This window comes from Aeromonas simiae (assembly GCF_000820125.1).
Classification (GTDB): Bacteria; Pseudomonadota; Gammaproteobacteria; order Enterobacterales; family Aeromonadaceae; genus Aeromonas; species Aeromonas simiae.
The window spans coordinates 11,972-32,926 of record NZ_CDBY01000021.1 but is presented as its reverse complement, the minus strand read 5'-3'; the positions used below and the strand labels follow the sequence as shown (position 1 = coordinate 32,926).

Annotated in this window: 21 protein-coding genes and 2 pseudogenes; 8 read left to right on the top strand and 15 right to left on the bottom strand. The window is 64.2% G+C overall.

Annotated elements, in window-relative coordinates; translation table 11 throughout:
- Positions 1-455 precede the first annotated feature (455 nt).
- From BN1134_RS02785 to rlmM, 4 genes are read left to right on the top strand one after another with little or no spacing between them, the layout of a single operon-like run.
- The gene (locus BN1134_RS02785; protein ID WP_042045117.1) at positions 456-1,373 is read left to right on the top strand and encodes a transcriptional regulator GcvA; all 918 of its coding nucleotides are present in this window, start codon (positions 456-458) and stop codon (positions 1,371-1,373) included.
- Positions 1,370-1,996, top strand: a complete 627-nt coding sequence (locus tag BN1134_RS02780) for an alpha/beta family hydrolase (protein WP_042045115.1) — start codon at positions 1,370-1,372, stop codon at positions 1,994-1,996. Before BN1134_RS02785 ends, BN1134_RS02780 begins: the two co-directional genes overlap by 4 nt.
- Entirely contained in the window at positions 1,993-2,379 is a 387-nt protein-coding gene (locus BN1134_RS02775) for a DUF423 domain-containing protein (RefSeq protein WP_042045112.1), read from the top strand. Before BN1134_RS02780 ends, BN1134_RS02775 begins: the two co-directional genes overlap by 4 nt.
- Positions 2,372-3,475 (top strand): 23S rRNA (cytidine(2498)-2'-O)-methyltransferase RlmM, encoded by a 1,104-nt coding sequence (gene rlmM, locus BN1134_RS02770; protein WP_042045111.1) that lies wholly within the window; start codon positions 2,372-2,374, stop codon positions 3,473-3,475. Before BN1134_RS02775 ends, rlmM begins: the two co-directional genes overlap by 8 nt.
- Here the strand turns inward: rlmM and BN1134_RS02765 are convergent.
- The 7 genes from BN1134_RS02765 to queF all read right to left on the bottom strand — a co-directional run bounded on the left by BN1134_RS02765 (position 3,463) and on the right by queF (position 12,285).
- The gene (locus BN1134_RS02765) at positions 3,463-3,897 is read right to left on the bottom strand and encodes a hypothetical protein (protein ID WP_042045110.1); all 435 of its coding nucleotides are present in this window, start codon (positions 3,895-3,897) and stop codon (positions 3,463-3,465) included. The two genes, rlmM and BN1134_RS02765, sit on opposite strands and share 13 nt — an antisense overlap.
- A 113-nt stretch (positions 3,898-4,010) precedes the next feature.
- Entirely contained in the window at positions 4,011-5,018 is a 1,008-nt protein-coding gene (locus tag BN1134_RS02760; RefSeq protein ID WP_042045108.1) for an isocitrate dehydrogenase, read from the bottom strand.
- A 105-nt stretch (positions 5,019-5,123) separates the two neighbouring features.
- Entirely contained in the window at positions 5,124-5,912 is a 789-nt protein-coding gene (gene xni, locus BN1134_RS02755) for a flap endonuclease Xni (RefSeq protein WP_042045106.1), read from the bottom strand.
- A 74-nt stretch (positions 5,913-5,986) separates the two neighbouring features.
- A complete protein-coding gene (gene ppnN, locus BN1134_RS02750) occupies positions 5,987-7,342 on the bottom strand; it encodes a nucleotide 5'-monophosphate nucleosidase PpnN (protein WP_042045105.1) in 1,356 nt (451 codons plus the stop codon).
- A 155-nt stretch (positions 7,343-7,497) separates the two neighbouring features.
- Positions 7,498-9,054 (bottom strand): GGDEF domain-containing protein, encoded by a 1,557-nt coding sequence (locus tag BN1134_RS02745; RefSeq protein WP_042045104.1) that lies wholly within the window; start codon positions 9,052-9,054, stop codon positions 7,498-7,500.
- A gap of 26 nt (positions 9,055-9,080) precedes the next feature.
- Positions 9,081-11,363 carry a tetratricopeptide repeat protein gene (locus BN1134_RS02740; protein ID WP_042045148.1) on the bottom strand — a complete coding sequence of 761 codons (2,283 nt, stop codon included), beginning with the start codon at positions 11,361-11,363 and terminating at the stop codon, positions 9,081-9,083.
- A 73-nt stretch (positions 11,364-11,436) separates the two neighbouring features.
- Positions 11,437-12,285, bottom strand: coding sequence for an NADPH-dependent 7-cyano-7-deazaguanine reductase QueF (queF, locus tag BN1134_RS02735; RefSeq protein WP_042045103.1), 849 nt, complete (start codon positions 12,283-12,285; stop codon positions 11,437-11,439).
- Positions 12,286-12,339: 54 nt separating this feature from the next.
- Between queF and syd the strand changes: the two genes are divergently transcribed.
- On the top strand, positions 12,340-12,879 hold the full coding sequence (gene syd / locus BN1134_RS02730; protein ID WP_042045102.1) for a SecY-interacting protein: 540 nt from the start codon (positions 12,340-12,342) through the stop codon (positions 12,877-12,879).
- Here the strand turns inward: syd and yddG are convergent.
- From yddG to BN1134_RS02700, 6 genes and pseudogenes are all read right to left on the bottom strand, one after another.
- A complete protein-coding gene (gene yddG / locus BN1134_RS02725; RefSeq protein WP_156991635.1) occupies positions 12,876-13,769 on the bottom strand; it encodes an aromatic amino acid DMT transporter YddG in 894 nt (297 codons plus the stop codon). The genes syd and yddG overlap by 4 nt on opposite strands.
- A 57-nt stretch (positions 13,770-13,826) precedes the next feature.
- Complete coding sequence (locus BN1134_RS02720; RefSeq protein ID WP_042045099.1) at positions 13,827-14,597, bottom strand: Zn-ribbon-containing protein; 771 nt, start codon at positions 14,595-14,597, stop codon at positions 13,827-13,829.
- A 32-nt stretch (positions 14,598-14,629) separates the two neighbouring features.
- The gene (locus BN1134_RS02715; protein ID WP_042045098.1) at positions 14,630-14,899 is read right to left on the bottom strand and encodes a DNA-binding protein; all 270 of its coding nucleotides are present in this window, start codon (positions 14,897-14,899) and stop codon (positions 14,630-14,632) included.
- A gap of 18 nt (positions 14,900-14,917) precedes the next feature.
- Positions 14,918-15,148: a DUF2789 domain-containing protein gene (locus BN1134_RS02710; protein ID WP_042045147.1), complete on the bottom strand. Its 231-nt coding sequence runs from the start codon at positions 15,146-15,148 to the stop codon at positions 14,918-14,920.
- 75 nt (positions 15,149-15,223) lie between these two features.
- A pseudogene (locus BN1134_RS02705) lies at positions 15,224-15,511 on the bottom strand (DUF3301 domain-containing protein); the annotation flags it as partial.
- 2 nt (positions 15,512-15,513) lie between these two features.
- Positions 15,514-16,546: pseudogene (locus BN1134_RS02700) on the bottom strand (DUF3549 family protein).
- 191 nt (positions 16,547-16,737) lie between these two features.
- On the opposite strand from BN1134_RS02700, the gene BN1134_RS02695 reads away from it, so the two are divergent.
- Genes BN1134_RS02695 through BN1134_RS02685 form a run of 3 tightly spaced genes read left to right on the top strand, consistent with a single transcriptional unit; the run spans position 16,738 to position 18,317 of the window.
- A complete protein-coding gene (locus tag BN1134_RS02695; protein ID WP_042045097.1) occupies positions 16,738-17,076 on the top strand; it encodes a YqcC family protein in 339 nt (112 codons plus the stop codon).
- On the top strand, positions 17,073-17,813 hold the full coding sequence (gene truC, locus BN1134_RS02690) for a tRNA pseudouridine(65) synthase TruC (protein WP_042045096.1): 741 nt from the start codon (positions 17,073-17,075) through the stop codon (positions 17,811-17,813). Before BN1134_RS02695 ends, truC begins: the two co-directional genes overlap by 4 nt.
- A 51-nt stretch (positions 17,814-17,864) precedes the next feature.
- On the top strand, positions 17,865-18,317 hold the full coding sequence (locus tag BN1134_RS02685) for a flavodoxin (RefSeq protein ID WP_042045095.1): 453 nt from the start codon (positions 17,865-17,867) through the stop codon (positions 18,315-18,317).
- A gap of 68 nt (positions 18,318-18,385) precedes the next feature.
- On the opposite strand, the gene BN1134_RS02680 is transcribed toward BN1134_RS02685, so the two are convergent.
- Complete coding sequence (locus BN1134_RS02680) at positions 18,386-18,814, bottom strand: PliI family lysozyme inhibitor of I-type lysozyme (RefSeq protein ID WP_042045094.1); 429 nt, start codon at positions 18,812-18,814, stop codon at positions 18,386-18,388.
- Positions 18,815-18,855: 41 nt separating this feature from the next.
- Positions 18,856-20,889, bottom strand: a complete 2,034-nt coding sequence (locus BN1134_RS02675) for a M13 family metallopeptidase (protein ID WP_042045093.1) — start codon at positions 20,887-20,889, stop codon at positions 18,856-18,858.
- Positions 20,890-20,955 lie beyond the last annotated feature (66 nt).

Here is a 20,955-nt window from a genome sequence, read left to right as displayed (position 1 = left end):
AGCCTGATGGCGAGCATGCGCATGGGCCCATGCGGCGCAGCCCTTGGGCACGACGGTGTTGGCATCCAGTGGGGTCGGCTCGAGTCGATGGGCGGCCACTCTCTGGCTAAGCGCAGAGGCCGAGGCGGGACGTTCTGACCGTGTTAGGGCGGGGAGGGGAGGGGCACAGTGCCGGCAGAAAAAAGGCGCCAACACAGGAAGGCGCCAAGCTATTCAGATGACAGACAGGGTCAAATCGGAGGATTTGAACCTTTTCTCCCCGCACGGGGAAGAGAACACAACACCACAATCGGTCGCCATGGGCTCCGGCAGAGGCCGCACATCGAGCAGGCATCATGGATGCGAGCCATATGACAACGAATTGTTGACGCGAATTATGTTTATTCGCTGGTGGGCTGGCAACCGACAATTTATAATGCCGTTCATTAGAAAAACTCATCTTTTCGGCAGGAGTCATGTCGCGTCGTCTCCCCCCCCTCAATGCGCTCAAGGCCTTCGAGGCGGCTGCTCGGCATCTGAGCTTTACCCGGGCTGCAGAAGAACTTTTTGTCACCCAAGCTGCCATCAGCCACCAGATCAAGGCGCTCGAGGAGTACCTTGGTATCAAGCTGTTTCGCCGTAAGAACCGCTCGCTTCTGCTGACCGAGGAGGGGCAGGGCTACTTCCTCGATATCAAGGATATTTTTGCCTCTATTTCAGAGGCGACCGACAAGCTGCTGGCGCGCAGCGCCAAAGGGGCGCTCACCGTCTCGTTGCAGCCGAGTTTCGCCATCCAGTGGCTGGTGCCGCGGCTGGTGCGCTTTAGTGAGCGCCACCCGGATATCGATGTGCGCATCAAGGCGGTCGACATGGACGAAGGCTCGCTCACCGATGACGTGGACGTGGCCATCTACTATGGCCGGGGCAACTGGCCGGGAGTGCGGGCCGACAAGCTGCACACCGAGTACCTGATCCCGGTCTGCTCGCCGCTGCTGCTGACCGGCCCCAAACCGCTGCGTACCCCCCAGGATCTGACCGGCCACACCCTGCTGCACGACACCTCGCGCCGCGACTGGAAGGCGTGGTTCCGTCAGCTCGGCATCGATGCGCCCAACGTCAATCAGGGGCCCATCTTCAGCCACTCCACCATGGTGATCCAGGCCGCCATTCATGGTCAGGGGGTGGCCCTTGGCCACAGCGTGCTGGCCCAGCCCGAGATCGATGCGGGTCGCCTCATCTGCCCGTTCGAGCAGGTGCTGGTGAGCAAGAACGCCTTCTATCTGGTGTGCCAGGAGCAGCAGGCCGATCTCGGCAAGATAGTGGCGTTTCGCGACTGGATGCTCGAGCTGGTGGAGCAGGAGGAGGCGCGCCGCCTCTCCCAGGTGTCGGCATGAGTGAGCACGCGTGGGTGCGCGCAGGCGATCCGGCGGCGCCAGTGCGTCTGCTGCTGGCCCATGGGGCGGGGGCTGGCATGGATCACCCCTTTCTGGCCCGCCTGAGCGAGTTGCTGGCTGGTGCCGATATCGAGGTGGTGCGCTTTAACTTTCCCTATATGATCGCCATGGCCGAGAGCGGCAAGCGGCGTCCGCCCGATCGGGCCCCGCAGCTGCTGGATCACTGGCGCTCCATGATGGCGCGCTTTGCCCACCCCAGGTTGTTTCTGGCCGGCAAGTCGATGGGGGGACGGATGGCGGCCGAGCTGGCCGATGAGAGCGGCGTCGCCGGGCTGGTGCTGCTGGGCTACCCCTTTCATCCGGTCGGCAAGCCGGAGCGCTGGCGTGGCGAAGTGCTCAAGTCGATCCAGACGCCCACCCTGCTGCTGCAAGGGGAGCGCGACAGTTTTGGCTCGCGTGCCGAGCTGGCCGATTTTCCCTTCTCGGCGCGGGTGAGCAAGCACTGGATCCCCGATGGGGACCACAGTTTTGTACCGCGCAAGGCGAGCGGGCGTGACGAAGCGGCCAACCTGAGCCTGGCGGCGGGTCTTATCACCCGCTTTATCGAGGAACGAGCGTCATGAGTGAAAAACGTCACTGGGTGGTGCTGGCCGCCCTGTTTGGCCTCTCGGCCACGGCGCTGGGGGCGTATGGCGCCCACGGCCTGCCTGCCACCGGCATCGCGGCCGACAAGCTCTCCGCCTTTCACAGTGCGGTGCAGTACCAATTTATCCATGCCCTGGCGCTGCTTGCGCTCGGGATCTCTTCCCTGCGCGGGCGGGCCGTGGCCATTGCCTGCGCCCTGTTCGTGCTGGGGACCCTGGGTTTTTCCGGTAGCATCTATGCCATGGTGCTGCTCGGCACCAAGGGGATCGGCCTGCTGACCCCGGCCGGCGGACTCTGTTTCATGTTGGGATGGGCAACTCTGATCTGGGTTGGCTGTCGTCTTGGAGGAAAGAATGAATAACCTGCTGATTTATTGCCGTCCCGGCTTCGAGAAGGAGGCGGCGGCAGAGATCACCGAGCGAGCCAGCGAGCTGCAATGCTACGGTTTTGCCCGGGTCAAGGACGACAGCGGCTATGTGCTCTTCGAGCTGTATGAAGAGGGGCAGGCCGATCTGCTGGCGCGCAAGCTCCCCTTCCGCGAGCTGATCTTCGCCCGCCAGATGCTGGTGCTGACCCACGATCTCTCCGATCTCGATCCGGGCGATCGCATCCGCCCTATCGTCGACGCCTGCCGTGGCTACGCCATCTGCGGCGATCTGCGGGTTGAGACCGCCGACACCAACGAGGCCAAGGAGTTGTCGGGTTTTTGCCGTAAGTTCACCGTCCCCCTGCGCCAAGCCCTGCGCAGCAACGAGATCCTGACCCAGAAAGAGACCCGGCATCGCCCGGTGTTCCACGCCTTCTTCCTGGCCACCGACCATGTGCTGCTCGGCTACTCCTACTCGTTCAACAACTCCGAGTTCCACATGGGGATCCCGCGCCTGCGCTTCCCCTCCGATGCCCCGAGCCGCTCCACCCTCAAGCTCGAGGAGGCGTTCCACGTCTTCGTACCGAAAGAGGAGTGGGACGTGCGCCTGACCTCGGGCATGAAGGCGGTCGATCTCGGCGCCTGCCCAGGGGGCTGGACCTATCAGCTGGTGCGCCGTGGCATGATGGTCACCGCCGTCGATAACGGCATGATGGCTGACTCCCTGATGGAGACCGGCCAGGTGAAGCACCTGCGCGAAGACGGCTTCCAGTGGAAGCCGGTCAAGAAGAATAACTACTGGCTGGTGTGTGACATGGTCGACAAGCCGGCACGGGTGGTGCACATGGTGGCGGACTGGTTCCAGGATGGACTGTGCCAGGAGGCGATCTTCAACCTCAAGCTGCCGATGAAGAAGCGCTTCGTCGAGGCCGAGCACAACCTGAATGTGCTGCGCGAGCGGTTGGCCGAGGTCGATCCGAGTTTTGTCATCCAGGCCAAGCAGCTCTATCACGATCGCGAGGAGATCACGGTACACGTCTATAACCGTTATGCCCTCTCCAAGCTGGTGCCTCAGTCTCAGAAGCGGTAATCGAAGCGCAGGCTGGACTCGTCGTCGGTCAGTTTGACCTCGACCTGTAGCGGGATGCGTTTGTCGGTCGGGTTGAATTGCAGTTTCAGCCCGTCCCCCCTGAGCTTGACCGCCGTGTTGATGCCACCGGCCTTGAACTTGACCCTCGGCTTGTAGTGCTCAAACGAGAGGGAGACGCTCTTCTCCGGGGTCAGGTTGAGCTGATGGTAGGGGGTAATGGTCTGCTGGCCGTTGCGGTCGATCTTCACGTCGAGCCCCATGCTGTAGCGCGACGAGCGGCCCAACAGGCCGTTGCTGTCCAGCGAGGTCTCCAGTGGGGCGTTGTTGGGCAGCTCCTGCGCCTGTTTCCAGGCGGTGACATCCGGCTTCTCCAGCCCCATGGCTGGCAGCGATATGAGCATCAATGCGAGCAGCAAGCGCATGGTGGAATCTCCCTGTTTCCTGCCCTCAACCATAGCTCATGGTGTTACGGGAAGAGGGGGCGCCACCCACAAAAAAAGGGAGCCGTTGGCTCCCTTTTCTCGTCGTAAAGTGGTTACAGGCGGGCAATGACGGCCTGGGTAAACTCGTCCGTGCTGGCGCTGCCGCCGAGATCGCGGGTGACATGCTCACCGGCTTCGATGGTGGCGCGCACGGCCCCCAGAATGCGTTCGGCCTTCTCTTGCATGCCGAGGTACTCCAGCATCTGCACTGAGGCCAGGATGACCGAGGTGGGGTTGGCGATGTTCTTGCCAGCGATGTCCGGTGCCGAGCCGTGCACCGCCTCGAAGATGGCGGCGCCACTGCCGATGTTGGCGCCCGGCGCCATGCCAAGCCCCCCGACCAGACCGGCGCACAGATCCGAGAGGATGTCACCGAACAGGTTGGTGGTGACCATGACATCGAAGCGCTCCGGGTACATCACCAGATTCATGCAGGCGGCGTCGACGATCATCTCTTCGCACTGGATCTCCGGATAGCGGGCTGCCACCTGACGGGCCACCTCCAGGAACAGGCCAGAGGTGGACTTGAGGATGTTGGCCTTGTGTACCACGGTGACCTTCTTGCGTCCCTCGTTCTTGGCCAGCTCGAAGGCGAAGGTGGCGATGCGTTCTGCCCCTTCGCGGGTGATGATGCTCATCGCCTCGGCGCTGTTGTTGTCGTCGCTGCGCTTTTGGCCCGCACCTGAGTACATCCCCTCGGTGTTCTCGCGCACCGTGATGATGTCGATGTTCTCGTAGCGGCTCTTGGTGCCCTTGAAGGAGATGACCGGGCGCACGTTGGCGTAGAGGTTGAACTTCTTGCGCAGGGAGACGTTGATGGAGGTGAAGCCGCCACCGACCGGGGTGGTGAGGGGGCCCTTGAGGCTCACCTTGTTGCGCTCGATGAGATCCAAGGTGGCTTGTGGCAGCAGTTCACCGTGCTTTTCGAGGGCAACCAGGCCGGCGTCGGCGTAGTCGTAGTCGAAGTCGCAGCCGGCGTGCTGCAAAATTTGAATGGCGGAGTCGATGATGCTGGGGCCGATGCCGTCGCCCGGGATGACGGTAATTCTGGTTTTGGACATAGGGCACTTCCGAGGTACATAAAGAGGTAGAAGTCGGTGTTTCTTATACCATTTTATAAAGATTTACACCATTTTTCTTTACAACCAAGGTCGTATCCTCGTCGATTATTCTGACTTTCCCCCCGGCAACGGAAGACGCAGGTCGCGCAGGTTGAAGCCGAGCTCAATGTCATCGCGCAGCCGCACCAGCTCGCAGGCCAGACGCGCCTCATCGGCATGGGCATGCACCCGCTTCACCGCCTTGTCATCACGCTCGCTGCTGAGGATGGCTTCCAGCGAACCATGGGCTTGCAGCAAGGCCGCGGCGCTTTTCGGGCCGATCCCCGGTACCCCCTTGATGCCGCTGCCGGACACGCCGGTCAGCGCCCAGTAATCGACCAACTGGGCCGACGTCACCCCAAACTGGCTCTGCACGAAGGGGAGATCGAGCCAGCGCTTGTTGAAGTAGTCGCGGATGCGGATCTCGGGGCAGAGCAGCTGGCAGAACCCCTTGTCGGTGGAGATGATAGTGACCGCCTGGCCGTGATGGGCCACCTTGCGGGCCAGGGTAGCAATCAGATCGTCCGCCTCGTCGGTCTGGGAGAGCAAGGAGTCGATGGAAAGCTCCCAGAAGGCGTCCTGCAAGGTCTCGAGGCCGGTGCGCAGCTCGGTCGGCATCGGCGTGCGTCCCTCCTTATAGGCGGGGAAACGCACCTTGCGCCAACCGCGAACCTCGGCGTCGAACACGGCGATGGCGTGAGTGGGGGCAGCCTGAGCGAGCAGTTTGCGGGTGGTATTGATGAGGGTTGCCCGGGTCGCGATGAGGGCCTGTTCGGGCGTCAGCGATTGCCCCGCCTGCACGGCGTGGATGCGGCGGATAAGGTTGAGGGCGTCGATGATCAGCAGGTGGGACATGGGCGGCTCGCTCGGTTCGGGCCGCCCATTGTAACAAAAGGGGGCGCCATGCGCCCCCTTTGGGTCATCCGTGATTAGCGTACTATCTCGTAGCAGGGCACGTAGGCGCTGCCCGGCAGCTTCATGCGCTGCTGCTTGACGAAGCTTTGCAGCAGTTTATCCATCAGTTGCATCAGCTCCTTGTCGCCGTGGATCTTGAACGGCCCCTTCTTCTCGATGGCGCGGATGCCGGCCTCTTTCACGTTGCCCGCCACGATACCGGAGAAGGCGCGGCGCAGGTTGGCCGCCAGGGTCTGGGGTGGTTGATCCCGGTGCAGGTTGAGGCTGGCCATGTTGTCATGGGTCGGCTCGAACGGCAGCTGGAACTCGGGCTCAATCTTGAGCGACCAGTTGAAGGAGTAGGCATCGCCCACCGACTTGCGGTATTCGCGGATCTTCGGCATCCCCTCTTTCATCACCCTGGCCACCTCGGGAGCGTCGCCAATGATGATGCGATAGAGGCTGGTGGCCGCCTCACCCAGGGTGGCGCGCACGAAGTCATCGATCGCCTTGAAGTAGTCGGCGCTCTCCTTGGGCCCGGTCAGCACGATGGGGACGGGCTGACGCTCGTTGGCCGGGTGCATCATGATGCCGAGCAGGTAGAGCAGCTCCTCGGCGGTACCTACCCCGCCAGGGAAGACGATGATGCCGTGGCCGAGGCGCACGAAGGCCTCCAGCCGCTTCTCGATATCCGGCAGGATCACCAGCTCGTTGACGATGGGGTTGGGCGGCTCGGCGGCGATGATCGAAGGCTCGGTCAGACCGATGTAACGGCTGCTCTTGATGCGCTGCTTGGCGTGGCCCACGGCGGCTCCCTTCATCGGCCCCTCCATGGCGCCGGGGCCGCAGCCGGTGCAGATGTTGAGCTCGCGCAGCCCCAGCTCGTTACCCACCTGGCGGGTGTAGCGGTACTCCACCTCGTTGATGGAGTGGCCGCCCCAGCACACCACCAGATTGGGATCAGCGCCGGGCAGCACCGCCTTGGCGTTGCGCAGGATGGAGAACACCACGTTGGTGATGTGGGTGGAGTTGGTCAGGTTGACCTGGCGGTTCGATTCGAGCTGGTTCGACACATACAGGATGTCGCGCAATACCGAGAAGAGGTGCTCTTGAATGCCGCGGATGATCTCGCCGTCGACGAAGGCGTGCTCGGGGGCGTTGAACAGCTCCAGCTTGACCCCGCGCTCACGGCGGATCACATGGATATCGAAGCTCTTGTAGCGCTCCAGTATCTCTTTGGAGCTGTCGGTCTGGCTGCCGGAGTTGAGCACGGCCAAGGAGCAGTTGCGAAACAGTTGGTAGATGTCGCTGGTGGCGGTCTGCTTGAGGCGATCTACCTCGAGCTGCGACAGCAGATCCATGCTGCCGACCGGATTGATATGGGTAATCATAGGGCCCCCTTCGGGTCATTGTTATTGTGGCGTACAGCTCCGTGCGGGAGAGGCGTGGCGTGGCGCCGGTCGCTAGATACTAGATGCAAGCCTAGGGGGAGGGGAATAGCAACGGGGCGCGACCGCTGGTTTTTCAACCAGTTGCCGCACCCCGGTCACAGCACTATGTTGACCTGATCGCGGCCCGAGTGCTTGGAGCCGTAGAGTGCCTGATCGGCCCGCTCGAAGGCGTCGGTAGTCTGATCGCCCTCCTTGAACAGGGTGGCGCCGATGGAGATGGTGATCTCCACCCGGGCGTCCTTGAAGCGAAACGGGATGCTCTTGATGGTCTGACGCAACTTGTCGAGAGGCTTGTGGAACTTCTCCGGGTTGATGTTGGGCAGCAGCACCACAAACTCCTCGCCGCCGAAGCGGGCGATGAAGTCGGTGTCGCGCAGCGAGCGCTGCAACGCCTTGGCCACCACCTTGAGTGCCTTGTCGCCGGCCATGTGGCCGTAGTTGTCGTTGATGGTCTTGAAGTGGTCGATGTCGATCACCGCCAGACACAGGGGGGTCTGGTAGCGCAGCCAGCGCTTGTATTCGAGCTCGAGCCGCTCCTCCAGCGCCGCCCGGTTGTGCACCTGGGTCAGGCTGTCGAGAAACAGCTTGTGCTTTTGGATGGTGAGCCGCTTCTTGTACTCGGCGGTCTCCTCCTTCATCAGGCGCAGCTTGGCCTCCATGGAGGAGAGGCGGGTGATGAGGTGACGCTCCCGCTGATAGAGGGCATCCCGATCGCTGAGCAGCAAGGAGATGGCATCCATGTGGCGATGCATGTCCTGCTTGAGCAGCTCCAGGGCGTCGGCCTGGGCCAGGGTCTCATCGATGGAGCGCAGCTCCTTGTTGAGGGCCTGACGGCTGCGGCTGGTCTCCTCTTGCAGGGTGCGCCCCTCATCGAGGCTCTCGGTGAAGCTGAAATGCACCGCGTGCAGCCCCTCGTTGAGGCTGATCAGGAAGGCCTGGGACGCTTTGCGCTCCTCGCGGGTCCCCTGAATGATGAGTTCAATCACTTGCAGCGCCAGCTCGGAGAGCTTGGCGAGGGTGACACCGCCGAGCAGTTCGCGGCGCACCATGTCGAGGCGATCCCCGACCTCGCCGGCGAAGTCCAGTTCGGTGATGAGGCGTTGCAGCTCGTCAGCCAGCTTGCCATAACTGCGCCCGCCGAGTTCGACGGACGGGTTATCGTCTTCCCGCAGCAGTGGTTCCCCCAACTGCTGGAACTTCAATGCCTGCTGGTAATACTCAAGCAGTTTCAGCACCTTGCGGTGATAGTCACCAAAGCTGTAGCCATCGTCGGCGAGCAGATGCTCGCGCAGTGCCTGACAGGCCCGCTCCGGGAAATCCTTGACCGGCTTGATGTGTCTGGCGCCGTACTGGATGGCGCTGCGAGCCGAACCGATGGAGTCCTTGACTGAGTCACCGTGGTGTTGCAGCAGTCGCTCGATCAGCGCCAGCTCGGCATCGAGGGTGGTGTAGGGCTGATTGATGTCGATCTTCTGCTTGAGCTTGGCCAGCTTGGTGTCGAGCTCACGGTCATGGCCGCGGCAGGCGAGCATCAGCTTGCCGATGAACTGCGTCACCCTGGTCCGTTCGGCGACCATGCTCTCCCTAAGCTGGGCCAGCTCGGGATGCGTGTCCGGTGCGTCGCTGGATGGCGAAAGAGCCTTGTCCTTCATGAAAGAGTCGCCTGTTGCTGTCTTTGTTATTGCGAGTGGTCGACGACTCCAGCAGGCTGCTTCCGTGCCAGCTCATGCCACTCAACCCATTGTTTTTCGTGAGAAGAATTCACTTTAACCAGTCCCTTGTCAATTGCCATCAGACAGCGCTCCCACACGTCGCCATGGAAGAAGGCCGCCTGCTGGCAATCGACGGCCGCCAGCTCCAGCCAGACCGCCTCGCCGCTGCGCTCGGCCAGCTGCAATGCCCCGGCCAAGGCGAGGAAGCAGAGATCGAAAAGGCGCTGGTGATCGACCGCACCGGCCGCCTTGGGCAGGAAGGGGTAGCTGACGATGCCGAGGGCGCAGCGGCGCTCGAGCGGCAGCTCGCTTGGGAAGTCATGCAACCACGCCAGCAGCTCGCCCGCCAGCTTTGGCAGGTCGGTGACGTGGCGTTGGGGGATCACATAGAGCAGGTGCCCCTCGCGCAGGTCATAGATGCGTCCATCGGGGGGATTGCCGGCGGCGAGGTAGCGGCCGAACTGCTGCTCCAGCTCGCTCGCCACCTGATGGCCGAAGCGCTCACGGCAGTCGGCCAGGAAGGGCACCTTGAACAGCAGGTAGTGCAGCTTGTCATCGAAGGCCTTGTCGCCCTGCTCGCCGAGATACCAGCGATCCGAGCTCTGGCGACGCTTGGCGATTTCGACTGGGGTGCGTTGCAGCAGGCGTTGCCAGTTGGGCAGTCCGCTGCGCGGCTCGCGTTGCAGTGACTTGCCCAGCAGCTTGTTCTGCTGGCGGGCGGTGCGCAGTTTGATCCAGAGGGTGAAGAAGAGCCAGGCGAACAGGGCCAGCGAAAGGCCGGTCACCACCGAGGTCCACTGGTAGCGCTGGCGCTCGCTCCTCTCCTGCTTGAGTTCATGGGTGAGCTGGCTGAGTTGCTGCTGATACTCCACCTGCTGATAGTGCTCGGTGAGACCGTCTTGATAGAGGGCTGCCTCCTGCTGGCGCGACAGCTCGCTGCTCTGGTGGTACTTCTTGTAGCTGTCGAGCGCCTGCTGGTAGTAGCCCTTCTGCTCATAGGCGGTGGCCAGCAGGCGATGGGTGTTGCGCTGGCGCAGGCTGTCGCCGATGCGGTTGGCCAGGGTCAGGGCATTCTCGAGCTGGAGGATGGCGATGCCTGACTCGTTCTGGCGCAGGTGCAGCTCGCCGAGCAGCAGCAGGGTGTCTATCTGGGCCTCTTTACTGTCGCCAAACTCGTAGGCCTGACGGGCGGCGGTGAGGTAGTTGCGGGCCTGCACCAGATTGCCGTTTTGCAGATAGGTCTTGCCTATCTCGAACTTGAGGCGGGCGGTTTCGCTGCGCGAGGGATCATCCCCTTGCAGATCGAGGGCGTTGAAGAAGTAGACCAGCGCCATGTTCATGTCGCCGAGTTCACGGTTGAGGCGGGCCAGCTCGATCAGCGCCTCACTGAGCGGACGGGGATCGCCCTGATTCTGGTAGTGATCGGCCGATTCGCTGGCGAAGCTGAGCGCCTTCTTGAGATCCCCCTCGCGCCGGTAGAGGGCCGCTATCTGGCCGGTCAGCCGGCCGAGGAAGGCGTGCTCTTCGCTCTCCTCCACCCGCTTGAGGGCGTCGAAGTATTGGCCAAGGGCCAGCTCGGGCTGCTTTTGCAGCAAGAAGAGATCCCCTTGCACCGCATTGACCCAAGCCAGCCGCAGGGGCTCACTGCTGCGCTCTGCGGCCTGTTGTGCCAGCGTCATCTGCTGCTTGGCTTGCTCGATGCGATGCTCGCTCATGGCCAGCGAGGCTTCGAACAGGTGGCTGTAGACCTGCAAGGCATGCCGGTAAAGGGGGGGCGTATTGAGTTCTTTGTCGAGCTGCTCCAGCAGAGGGCGGGCCAGATAGGCGCGGCTCTCATCCTGAGCCAGCAGGCGCGCTTGCAGATAGAGTGCACTGGCGGCTTGGCCGGGGAGCTTCTCCTGACGCGCCGCCTCCAGCGCCAGGGCGAAGGTGCGCATGGCCGACTCTCCCTGTCCGGCCTTGGCCTGACAAAATCCCTTGAGCAGTTGGGCGCTATTGACCTGCTCTACGGTGCGGTAGTTGAGCAGCGGCTCGCGATAGGCGTGACTTTGGTTGTTGCCGAGCACCTGGGAGGGGTGGTCTGCCAGACGCTTGAGAAAGGCGTTGGTCAGGCGCAGGCACTCATCTGGGCGACTGAATGCCAGGCTTTGGGCCGGCAGCAACTCGTTTGGCAACGACTCGCGGGCCAACTCCAGATCCGGAGTCGACAGGGAGGAGATCATCATTGCCAGAAAGAGCAGAGAGTTCATCATCGGTTACAGCGCGCAAGGGGTCATGGCATGTTATCTAGGGGCCCCTTGCACGTCCAGTTCAGAGGAGGGATTACTGACGAATCAATCGGATATTCGCGGGTGAACGCTCAAAATCGCTGCGAAAAGGGTTGATATCGAGGCCGCCGCGACGGGTGTAGCGGGCATAGACGGTGAGTTGCTGGCAGCCGCAGTGGGCCTTGAGATCGGTGAAGATGCGCTCGACACACTGCTCGTGGAACTCGTTGTGCTGGCGAAACGACACCAGATAGCGCAGCAGCTTCTCCCGCTCGATGCGCGGGCCGCGGTAGTGGATCACCACGGAGCCCCAGTCCGGCTGGGCGGTGACCAGGCAGTTGGATTTGAGCAGGTGGCTGTGCAGGGTCTCCTCCACCTCCTCTGCTTGTGCCGCGCCGCTGAGCCAGTCGGCGCTGAAGTGATAGTCGTCGATCTCGATGTCGAGATCGTCGATGCACTCCCCCGGCAGGGTGGCGATGGTGGCGGGGGCCTGATGCAGGTGCCACAGGGTCACCGCCACAGGCGCGCCGGCGCAGGCGCTGAGATCTTGCTCCAGCAAGGCCCGGACCGCGTCGATGCTCGCGCAGCGGGTCTGGTTGAAGGAGTTGAGATAGAGCTTGAACGATTTTGACTCGATGAGGTTGGCGCTGGTGGCGGGCACCCGCACCTCGCCCAGCGCCACGACCGGCTTGCCCTTGCCGTCGAGCCAGGAGAGCTCATAGAGGGTCCAGATGTCTTCGCCCTGGAACGGCAAGATCTCCCCCAGTTGCAGATCGTCGCGGTTGAGGCTGCGTGGCACCGGTTGCAGCAGCCCCGGCGTGTAGTGGCTGATGTAGTCGGACTTCTGCCCGAGGGCCAGTTGGGAGAGCGCCTTGGCGCCGGCGTAGCGGTCGTGATTGGTCATGGTGTCGATGTCGCTTAGAATGACGGACTTTGGCGGCAATTGTGGTGAATTTGCATGGCGGATCAAGTGTTGTCTGCGCTGGAGCGGCTATTTGCGCGTTGGCAGCAGCAAGGGGAGAGTCGGGGCAGCCTGCCCCTGTGTGAGGTGGAGGAGGGGGGGCGCTCCCCCTGTGAGCTGGGGGAACCCCACGCCGGCATGGTGGCCTGGCGCCCCTTTGCCCGCGAGGAGCCGGAGGATTTCACGGCCCTCGAGGAGGCGCTTGAGCTCACGCTGCACCCGGCGGCCAAGGCCTTCTATGGCCACTGGTTCAGCCGTCCGCTCACCCTCTGGTACAAGGGGATGACACTCTCCTTGATCCAGCCCTGGAACGCGCAGGACATGGATTTACTCAAGGAAAACCTCATCGGTCACCTGTTAATGCTGCGCAAACTCAAGCGCACACCGACCCTGTTTTTAGCCGGTTGCCGCGATGAGATGGGGCTCATCAGCCTTGACAACGAGAGCGGCGCCGTGTGGTTCGAGCGCCTCGACAGCGGGCGGCGCACCCAGCTTAGCCCGGATCTGGCCACCTTCCTCGACCGGCTCGTGCCTTAGCGCCGGGTCGCCCACCAGCACAGCAGCGAGCCGGCGGTCACCATGGTCACGCCGGCGAAAAAGCCGCCCCCCGGCGCCACCCCGAGCCAGAGACTGGCCAGCGCCATCGAGAGCACCGGCGTGAAATAGGAAAAGGCGGCGAGCTGGGTTAGGTTGCCAGCCAGCACCCCGTGGTTCCAGCAGGAGTAGGCCGCGGCGGTGAGGCCGCCAAGCAGCAGCACCTGGCCCAGCCCCGGCAGATGCAGCGGCAGGGGCGGCTCGTCACTGCCAAGATAGTGGCCCCACAGCAGGGCAGCGGTGATCGCCAGAAACAGCGGGATCACCGGCTCGCGGCTGCCCCAGCGCCGGGTCACCAGCGAGTAGCAGGCCCACAGCAGGGCGGCCGCGCCGGCCAGCAGGTAGGCGGACGGATTTTGCAGCAGGTTGTGCCACAGCAGCGCCGGTGACCAGGCGCGTTCCCCCTTCATGACCCAGACGATCCCCATCAGGCAGAGTGCCAACCCCGGCAGCAACAGGCGTGAGCCTCGCTGCTGGCGGGTCAGCACGGCCAGCAGCACAGTCAGGCTCGGCCAGAGGTAGTTGATCATCCCCAGCTCCAGCGCCTGGGGGCGGTCATGGGCCCAGCCGAGGGCCAGCGCCAGTGCGACCTCATAGGCGACAAACAGGGTGCCACCGAGCAGCAGATAGGGGAGGGGAATGGCGCGCAGGCGCGGCCACCCCAGGGCCAGGGTGGCGAGCAGGGCGCTGGTGGTAAAGACCAGCGCCGCGCCACCGGCGGCGCCGAACAGCTCGGCGATGCTGCGAAACAGGCCGACCGAGGCGCTCCACATCAGGACGGCGCCCATGCCGATCAGGGTGGCGCGGCGGGAGGCGGGGAGGGGGTGGTTCATCTGGGCTCCTGCTGTGGTCATTGCGCCATGGGCAAGGCGATTACGGCCAGCGCCGGCTTACTCCTTGAAGTCCCATGAGAGATTGGAGACCAGCCGGCAGGCATCGCATTTGAAATCGAAGATCTCGTGCAGCGGCTCGGCCAGGCGCCAGTCACCACCACACTGGGGGCAGGGACGGCGCTGCTCCTCCTCGCGGTTGCCGCCGACCCGGTACAGGTAGTAGTAGGTGGGGGTCTTCGTCAGGAACTCGATGCGCTTGCACAGATCCCAGCCACGGCGAAACAGCCGGCTGCCCACCTCGCTCATCTCGTGCAGCGCCGCGTGCTCGGCGATGGAGCCGTTCATCTGCAACTGATCGCACGCCTCCCAATCCTCCTGCCACTTGATCACCTGCTTGTGATCGCCATTGGCCACCGGCGGGATGCGGTAGAGCGGGATGGGGGCGAAGTGCTCGCCACAGCGCAGCGGCGAGCAGGTGTGCAGGAAGCTGGTATAGAGCACCTGCCAGTGCGGCTGGGAGCACGCATCTGTGCTGTCGGAGAAGAGATCGGGCCCGTCCAGCTCCACCTTGGGGGCCAGCAGGCCGGCCTGATGCAGGCGGCGCTCGGCCAGTTGCACCTGCTCGCTGTGATGGCGCGGGTGCAGGCTGTCGGGCTCGGGGCAGACGACCCGGCTTTTAAACCAGCCATCTTGAATGCTGGTGGGCAGTTCGCGGCCGATGATCTGGCCGTTGTAGCGCAGGGCGTCGAGGTAGCCGAGGATGGCCTGCTCGGCGCGTGAGAGGGTGGTGTCTTCGAAGCACTCGAAGAGGAGATCGACAAGGTACATAGGGTTCCGGTACAGGGCGGCGCGGGGCCGCCTCAGCGTGATTGCAGCAAGGAGATCAGGGTATCGAGCTTGACCTCGATGCGCTCAAGCCGTGCCTCGATGGGGTCGGCTGGGGCGGCGGGGAGCACCTCTGGCGCGCCGCTCTGCTCGGTGTGGCCCTGCTTCCAGTGGGCCAGCACCGAGAGCAGCTCAGCCATGGGCACCGCCTGGCCGAGGCGGGCCTTGACCATGGCGGTGGTCGGGGTGGTGCCACGTTCGGCCAGCTCGTTGGCTATGCGTAAAATCTCATCGCGATGGGACATGGGGTTCTCCATAACGGGTTAGCGGCGCAGCATGCGATCGAGCTCGTCGATGGGGGTCGACCAGTCCGAGTCGTTGTAGAGCGCATCGCGCAGGAAATCGGCCTGGGAAGGGCTCCAGAAGGGGGCTTCGGGCAGCAGGGTGCCACTGTCGAGGGGGTGGCTGTTGACGAAGCGGCGGATGCTCAGATCATCCGAGGGCAGGCCCAGTTGATCGAACAGGGTATTCATGGTGTGGTAGGGGCTTTCCATGCGTTTTTTCTCCAGTTTGGCCGGCTCTGAGTATAGTTCTCCCTCCATGGCATCCTGCCCCGGATCGCCGTCATAGACCCGGTGCGGCGGCAGCTCGATGCCGGCCAACTGTTGGCCGCGCAGGCGCAGCAGGCCGGTGTAGTGGCTCTCGCCGTCGCTGGAGAACTCGAACTGGTAGCAGGTGATGAGGCCGGGGGGCGAACGGCTCCAGCTGCGGTGGCTCAGGGCCACCGAGAGCAGTTGCAGCCCCTGCGCCTTGCAGTAGCGGCGCAGCATCAGGGTCGCCAGCTCGCCGCGCTGGCGCTCACGCCAGAACAGGGCGGCCCCGAGCAGGAGCAGCAGGATCAGTACCACTTCGGTCAGCATCAGGCCCCCGCTGCCTTGAAGAGATCGCCGATGGCGCGCCCGAGCGCCTCGCTGCGATGGGGATCGCGCAGCTTGCCGAGCAGTTGCAGACGCAGGGCCGGCAGGGTCACCAGCTCGGCGAAGAGCTGGCCAAACAGGGCCGCCTCTGTGGTGGCAAGCGCCTCGAGGAAGGCACTGAGCAGGGTCTCGTCCTCCAGATCGCCCGGCAGTCGGCCGGCGATGGCGAGCAGCAGCGCCGGGCTCGGCTGGGTGGTGAGCAGGGTCTGCAACTTGGCGCGGCGCAGAGCTTGCGGCGGGCAGGAGGCCTGGGCCCGGCACAGGTGGGCCAAGGTCTCCGGGTTAGGGGCGCCGCGCTCTTGCTCCTGATTGATGCGCTCAAGCAGGGCCCCCTGCAATGCCGGCGGCAGGGCCACCGACTCGAGGGACTGACACAGGGCGTGCAGCACCGGCTCGGGCAGGCGCGGCAGGCTCTTGCACACCAGCGGCAGTATGTCGGGCATCGCTGATGCGCTCGGCCAGATCGGCAAAGCCCTGTAGCCCCAGTTGCTGCCAGCCATCCCCCTTGGGGTCGGCCAGATAAGCGCACAGCGGGGCCAGATAGGCCGAGGAGGGTTGGGCCAGCTGACGCGACAGGCGCGCGTGCAGGGCCGCCATCTTGGCTTCGGCCGGGCGGAAGGTCCAGGGGTTGCTGGCGAGCTTTTCGGCCTTGGCCTCATCCAGCTCGCCGCTGAGCTGATAACCCAGGGTCTCGACCACCAGCTCCATGAACTGCTTGGGGCCGGCGCTCATCAGCAGGCCCCGCTCGTCGAGGGGGAAGCTCAAAAACCAGAGGTAGTGCTTGCCCGCCTCCTGATGGAAGTGCACTGCCAGCCAGGCCTTTTGCTGCAAGGGCCAGGGGTAGGGCTCCTCTTGGCGTTCGATGCGCTCGAAACGGGCGCGCTCCAGCGGTCGCAGTTGGCGGCCGAGATCGAACAGCTGGAACTCGGTACCGGCCTGGGTCAGGAAGTGGGTCAGGGTGTCGATGGTGGACATGCCTTGCTCTCGGATGCGGGATATGGCGCCCGATTATAGGGAGCCGGCGGGGCGGCGCAAACCGTTCCCTGCCATTCATACTCAAAACGGAACGTCGGGTGACGGCTCCGGCCCTTGCCGCGCCGACGGCCCGACGTGGTATAGTGACGCCCCCCTGCGCGCCAGCGCACCATGCAATAGAGGACCTTCCCATGTTCAACAAGCACCTGCTGGTTTCCGAACTGCTGCTGGAGCTGACCCGCGAGATGCAGCGCATCGGGCGCTGGCAGAGCGAGGCCCCGAGCAACGAGGCGCTGGCCAGCCAGCTGCCGTTCTGTGTCGACACCCTCTCGTTCGATCAGTGGATCCAGTTCATCCTGATCCCGCGCATGCAGCAGCTCATCTTGCTGGAGGCCGAGTTGCCGAGCAGTGTCTCTCTCTACCCCATGGCGACCGAGGTCTACAAGGAGGAGCTGGCCGAGGTTGAAGATCTGCTGCGCCTCATCGGCCGCTTCGACCTGCTGCTGTCGGGCAAAGTGGTGGACCGATGACGCTCGAGCTGCTCTATCAGGACGACTGGCTGGTGGCGGTGAACAAGCCCTCCGGCCTGCTGGTGCACCGCAGCTGGCTCGATAAGCACGAGACCCGCTTTGCCATGCAGATGACCCGCGATCTCATCGGCGGGCGCCACGTCTACCCGGTACACCGCCTCGATCGTCCCACCTCTGGAGTGCTGCTGTTCGCCCTCGACCCGCAGACTGCGCGCACCCTGATCGAGGCGTTTGCTGGCCGTCAGGTGCACAAGGAGTACTTGGCGCTGGTGCGCGGCTGGGCGCCCGAGCAGGGGCTCATCGACTACCCGCTCAAGGAGCAGCTCGACAAGATTGCCGATGCCTTCAGCGACCAGGACAAGCCAGCCCAGGAGGCGGTCACCAGCTATCGTCGCCTGCATCAGGTGGAGCTGCCCTATGCGGTGTCGAAAAAGCACCCCACCAGCCGCTACAGCCTGGTGCGTCTGCACCCCCACACCGGGCGCAAGCACCAGCTGCGCCGCCACCTCGATCACATCTTTCACCCCATCATCGGTGACACCACCCATGGTGACGGGCGCCACAACCGCTTCTTCAAGCAGGAGTTGGGCTCGGATCGGCTGCTGCTGGTGTCGCGCTCTTTAAGCTTCACCCACCCGGTGCTCAAGGTGCCGATGCGTATCCAGGCGCCGCTTGGACCCGAGGTGCTGGCCCTGTTCGAGCGGCTCGGCTGGCCCGCTAGCGAGAGTGACTATTGAGCCCCGCCTGTGTCATGCTGTGACCGGTTCAATGGAACAAGGACACAGGGAATGGCGCGGATCGATCTGTTTATCGGCACTGTATATGGTCAGGCGGCACTGGTCGCCGAGCGGCTCGCCAGCGAGCTGGAGGGGCGGGGTCACAAGGTGACCCTGAACGAGGCGGCGCGGGCCAAGCACCTCTCGCCCGAGCGCTTCCTCATCCTGGTCACCTCCACCACGGGGCAGGGGGACATCCCCGACAACCTGGCCCCGTTTGCCGATGATCTGCGCCACAAGGCGCCCTGGCTCGCCCCCCTGCGCTACGCCCTGGTGGCGATGGGCGACAGCGCCTACGGCGACACCTTCTGCGGCGCCGGGCGCACCCTGGACGGCCTGTTGCAAGAGCTGGGGGCCAGCCCCCTGGTGGCGCGCCTTGAGATTGACGCCAGCGAGGAGGACGAGCCCGAGCGTCCGGCCCTGGCCTGGCTCAAGGGGTGGGCCGACAGGCTCGATAGCCTGTGACGTGATGCATGAAATGACAAAAGAGGGGGCCAGTGGCCCCCTCTTTTGTGGAGTTTGGGTGGGTCGCCTTAATCTTCGGGGGTTCGCAGCGCCTTGAGCACATCCTCGCCGGGGGCCAGCCCCTCCACGTGGTTGAAGCTCTCGATGCCGCCTGCGTTTACCGTGAAGGCGTCGGCCGAGAGATAACTGCCGCTGCCGGCGCTTTGGGCGATCACCACCAGCTCGGGGGCGAGATCGCCACTGAGCTCGGCCAGCTTGACCTCCTTGATGGTGCCGTCGCGCGGCAGCACCACGCCGGCGATGAACTCATCAAGTGGAAACTGGGGCTGGCTGCCCGCGTAGAGGCGCACGTCGTAGCTGCCGATGGAGGCAGGCTCGCCGCGCCCGCTGGCGACGGTCACCACCAGGCCTCCCGGCAGGGTCAGTTGCTGGAAGAAGGGCTCGGCAGCCTGGGCACAGCTGGCCAGCAGCAGCAGGGAGGAAAGCAGGTATTTCATGGCTCGGTCTCTTGCAAGGGGGGCGGCAGCACCGCCCCGGATCACCAGATCTTCACACGTTTTTGCGGCGGCAGGTAGAGCTTGTCGCCGGGCTGTACGTTGAAGGCGTCATAGAAGGCGGGGAGGTTGGGCAGCACGCCGTTGACCCGGTACTCGGGGGGCGAGTGGGGGTCGGAGCGCAGCAGCATCTGCATCAGCTCGGGGCGATACTTGCCCTTCCACACCTGGGCCCAGCCGAGGAAGAAGCGCTGCTCGCCGGTGTAGCCGTCGATGACCGGCGCCTCTTGGCCGTTCAGTGACAACTGATAGGCCTTGTGGGCGATGGTGAGGCCACCCAGATCGCCGATGTTCTCGCCCAAGGTGAAGGCGCCGTTGACGAACTGGCCTTGGATCGGCTCAAAGCGGTTGTACTGCGCCACCAGCCGGCTGGTGCGCAGGCGAAACTCCTTGAGATCCTGCGGCGTCCACCAGTCGCGCAGCACCCCGTCACCGTCGGATTTGGCTCCCTGATCATCAAAACCGTGCCCCATCTCGTGACCGATCACGCCGCCGATGGCGCCGTAGTTGACCGCGTCATCGGCCGCCATGTCGAAGAAGGGGGGCTGCAAGATGGCGGCCGGGAAGACGATCTCGTTGTTGCTCGGGTTGTAGTAGGCGTTCACCGTCTGCGGCGTCATGTGCCACTCGTTGCGATCGACCGGCTTGCCGAGACGGGCCAGGCGGTCGGCATACTCCACTTCGCTGGCGCGCAGCAGGTTGCCCACCAGATCGTCGCGGCGGAGGGTGATGGCGCTGTAATCCTTCCAGCTGTCCGGGTAACCGATCTTGGGGCGGAACTTGGCCAGCTTCTCGAGCGCCTTGGCCTTGGTGGCCTCGCTCATCCACTCCAGTTCGCGAATGCTCTGGCCGTAGGCGCTGCGCAGGTTCTCCACCAGCTGCTCCATGCGCGCCTTGGCTTCGGGCGGGAAGTAGCGTGCCACGTAGCGCTCGCCCACCGCCTCGCCGAGGTGATTGTCGAGCAGCCCCATGGCGCGCTCCCAATCCGGACGCTGCTGCGGCGTGCCGCTCAAGGTGGTGCCGAAGAAGGCGAAGTTGAGGCGATCGGTCTCTCTGTCGAGGTAGGGGGCCCAGTCGCTGATGAGGTGCCAGCGCAGGTAGGCGCGCCAGTCGGCGAGCGGGGTCTCGGCCATCAGGGCGTCGATGGCGCTGAGGTAGTCCGGCTGGCCGACGATGAGGCTGGGTTGTCCGGCCAATCCGGTGTCGGCCAGCCAGCGGCGCCAGTCAAAGCGCGGGGCGTGCCCCCGGATCTCGGCCTGGCTCTTGGGGTTGTAGCCCAGCTCCCGATCGCGCAGCTTCACCTTATCCCATTGCAGGGTGGCCAGGCGGGTCTCGAGGGCCAGAATGCGGCTGGCCGCCTCTTGCGCCTGCGCCTCTGGGGTGCCGCTGCGCGCCAGCATGGTGGCGATGTGAGCCCGGTACTGCTGGCGTAGCGCCTCGGCCTCCTGGCCCGTTTTGAGGTAGTAGTCCCGATCTGGCAGCCCCAGCCCGCTCTGATAGAGGGTGACGCTGTAGCGATCCGGGTGCTTCTCATCGGCACCGATCCAGAACGAGAAGGGGGCGCCGCCGCCGATCTGGGCCGTGCGGGCGAAGGCGTGGGCCAGATCGCTCTGGCTCTGCACGGCCTCAATCTCGGCCAGCAGCGGCTGGATCGGAGCGAGGCCGCAGGCATCGCGGGTCGCCCTGTCCATGAAGCTCTGGTAGAGATCGGCAATCTGGCGGGTGCTGCTGCCGGCCGGGGCATCGGCCTTGATCGCCTCGTCGACCAGCACTCGCACGTCTGCCAGTGACTTGTCGCGCAGGGCGTAGAAGGCGCCGTCGGCGGGGCGATCCGGGCGGATCGCGCTGCTCTTGAGCCAGTGGCCGTTGGCGTAGCGGAAGAAGTCATCGCCCGGCTTGATGCTCTTGTCCATGTTGGCGGGCAGCAGGCCACTGTGGCGCGGCGCAGATGACTGACTGCAGCCGGCCAGCAGGGCCAGGGCGACCAAGGTGGCCGCCAGGGTGTAGCGTTGGGTCATTGTGGAGTGTCTCTTTGCTTGAGCCAATGATAAGGGGTGCGCGGCTCTCTTCTGGAGCCTGTTGGC